Source organism: Frankia sp. CeTa3Moorea, from assembly GCF_978021225.1.
Window position 1 is genome coordinate 1 of sequence record NZ_CDXDOR010000277.1, and the last position, 3,036, is coordinate 3,036.

Genomic DNA, 3,036 nt, shown 5'->3' on the forward strand with positions numbered 1-3,036 from the left:
GAGGGATCCGGCCCGGCTCAGGTGGGACCCGGCTCAAGCCGCCACCGGCGGCTGGGCGCGCAACAGGCGGGCGAGGACAGACCCGGCGTGGCGGATGCCCGCGTCGTCCACGTCGAGGTGGGTGACGATCCGCAGCGTGGTCGGCCCGGTCGCCCCGACCAGCACGCCCTGCTCGGCGGCGCGCGCCGCGACGGCTCCGGCGTTGGTGACCTGGACCAGCACCATGTTGGTCTCCACCGCCTTCGGGTCGACGCGGCCGGGTGCGGCGTCGGCCAGCAGCGCGGCGAGTTCGGCGGCGCGTCGATGGTCCTCCGCGAGCCGGTCGACGTGGTGGTGCAGCGCGTGCAGGCCGGCCGCGGCCAACCCGCCGGCCTGGCGCATCCCGCCGCCGAGCCGCCGGCGCCACTCCCGGACGGTGCCGACGCGGCCGGCATCACAGACGACCAGGGAGCCGACCGGCGCGCCCAGCCCCTTGGACAGGCACACCGACAGGGTCGTGAAGGCGGCCGCGAGGCGACGCGGCGGGACGGCGCTCGCGACCGCGGCGTTCCACAGCCGCGCGCCGTCGCAGTGCAGCGCCACGCCGGCGGAGTCGGCGATGGCGCGGAACTCCGCCAGCCGGCCGAGCGACCAGACCCGGCCGCCGGAGCGGGCATGGGTGTTCTCCACGGCCAGCACACTGGTCCTGACCATGCTGTAGTTGCCGGTGACGCTGTGCGCGCGGATCGCGGCGGCCACGTCCGCCAGGTCCGCCGCCGCGGTGAGGCCGGGCAGGGTGCGGGTCTGCACCCCGCCGAGCGCGGCCAGCCCGCCGAGCTCGTAGGTGACGATGTGGGCCTCGGTGTCGGCGATGATCTCGGTGCCGACCGGCGCGCTGGACCGCAACGCGACGAAGTTGCCCATGGTCCCGCTCGGCACGAACACGGCGGCCTCGTGGCCGAGCAGGTCCGCGGTGTACTCCTCCAGCGCGCGGACGGACGGATCCTCGCCGTAGTGGTCGTCGCCCACCTCGGCCGACGCCATGGCCCGGCGCATCGCCGCGGTCGGCCGGGTCACGGTGTCGCTGCGCAGGTCCACGGGCCCGGCTGGGCGCGGGTCCGGCCGGTTCGCCACCCGCGGCCGGCTGGACGCGGCCGGTTCGTCGTTGATCCTCGGAGAGCCGTCACCTGTGGCATCGGAGATCATGCCTTGTGATGGTAGCTACCTACGCCAGGGCGTTCCGGACTATTGGCGGCCCGTTGGTGAGCGTGCGAGCCTGGGTGTACGCCCCAGCGGGTACTCGGCGAACGGGTGCGCGACCTGCTGCTGCTTCGCCCTCGGCATTCCTCAGCCCGGCGGTGTCTGCCCAGCCCAACACGGAGGCCGAGGGATCCGCAGTTCTTACATGACCGGTGATGAATGCAGGTAAGTGAGATCGGAAGCGAGGCCATTCGTCTGCCAGACTCCCGGCGCAACAGGTCGTGGCGGGACAAGGTGACGTCGATGCCAATCGAGATAGGTTACACGAGGCAGGGCGGCGGTGGTGGGTAGAAGAAGGTTATTAGCAAGTGGTGGACGACCAAACGCTGCAGCCGTCCCTGGGTCCTCGTCCATGGCTTTGGCGAGAGCCGGGCTCACCTGGATTGTAAGGTCGTCGGTGAGGTAGAGCAGACCGGCATCAAAGGCGGCATCGTGGTTGGGGCAGGCAGCGAGACCGTTGGTGACGTCGAGACGTTCCCGGTTGGTACAGGTCCGCCATGGCTTGATGTGTGAGGCGCGGAGAAGGCGTCGCCGCAGGAGATCGCCACTGGGGGTGAGGCCGCAGAACACGCAGTGTTGGCCACAGTTGGCTAGCACCTCGCGGGCGAAGCGATGTTGACCGACGCGGGCGGCGCCGATTAATACCCTGGTAGTGATCGGATCTACGGGATGTTCGGTGGAATCTCCAGGCTGTGATGTGGTGAAGGCGTCCTGGATGTCGGTGTCGGCTAGCTCATCCTGCCCAAGTAGAAGCAGGGGGTCGTCGCCGAGGCCGAGGAAGTCGGGCAGATCGGTGGCGGTGACCCCGGCGGCGCGTCCCGCGGCGAGGATCATCGTGTAGATGGCGGAGAGGCGGTTCGGGTCGTTGAGCAGAATGGCTGCGGTCTCGACTTCATGGCGTGCACCGTTCGGCCGGGAGCCGTCGAGGTTCGCCATCTTTGCAAGGATCGAAGCGGGTGTGCGGCGGAACAGTCGTGCAAGCTCGGGCACTGGTGATGGCGCTTTATGGCTCGTCGACCCCCCGTAGTGACGGTGGTTGACGTTCAAGGAGGCGGCTAGGCAGAGAAGCGTCTCGACGGGAGTGAACGTCTCCTGGCGAGCTTTCACCTCGGATGAGCGCGGCATGCGGGCCAGCACCCGGGCCCATTGGCGGTCGGCAGCTCCTGAGGTGATGCCTATGTAGTCCCCGAGCTCAGGCATTAGGTTATCTTAAGCGTCGATGTCGGAAGAGTCGACATGGGTGCCGATTATGGAGGGTCGTGATGTCTCCGTGTCGTGGACGGGTTGCCTGAAGACGTAGCGTCCAGGTCAGGGCATCCGGGCTGCCGAGCGGCCGAGCTGCTGCCCCACCTCCAGCGGGAACGGGGCCGGATCGCCACGGCCATCGATGACCTCGCCACCGCCCGCACCTTGCTGGAAGCCGTCATCGCCGCCACTCCGGCGGTCGGAGCGGTCGCCGGGGTGTGCGACACGTCCGACGGCGAGGACCGGGTGTTCACCACTGCCGCACGCTGATCCGTACTCACGGCCGCCGTGCACGGCCGCCGTACGCCGACCCGGATCCCACGGCCGGCGCCCGCCGACCGTCGGCGACAGGCGAAGAAGAAACCCTCCACCCCGACACCGAGCACCTGGTTGCCGAACAGACGGTGGAGGTCGAGTAGTTTCTCGGTTATCTGCTCGGCGGACCCGGCGAGCGCGGAACCGTTCTCGATGAAATCCTCGAGCGAGTCGAACGGGAAGTGGTTCTGCCGGGCCACCGGGAGGTCCCGGAACGCGGCGAAGGCGGGACGGGCG

Annotated in this window: 2 protein-coding genes and 1 pseudogene; all 3 read right to left on the reverse strand. The window is 69.5% G+C overall.

Annotation, left to right across the window (positions count from 1 at the left end):
- Positions 1-33: 33 nt before the first annotated feature.
- Positions 34-1,185, reverse strand: coding sequence for a GntG family PLP-dependent aldolase (locus AC08OV_RS24255; RefSeq protein WP_476616154.1), 1,152 nt, complete (start codon positions 1,183-1,185; stop codon positions 34-36).
- Between the two features lie 195 nt (positions 1,186-1,380).
- Positions 1,381-2,439 (reverse strand): HNH endonuclease, encoded by a 1,059-nt coding sequence (locus AC08OV_RS24260; protein ID WP_476616155.1) that lies wholly within the window; start codon positions 2,437-2,439, stop codon positions 1,381-1,383.
- A gap of 47 nt (positions 2,440-2,486) precedes the next feature.
- Positions 2,487-3,036 (reverse strand): annotated as a pseudogene (locus AC08OV_RS24265) (hypothetical protein); the annotation flags it as partial.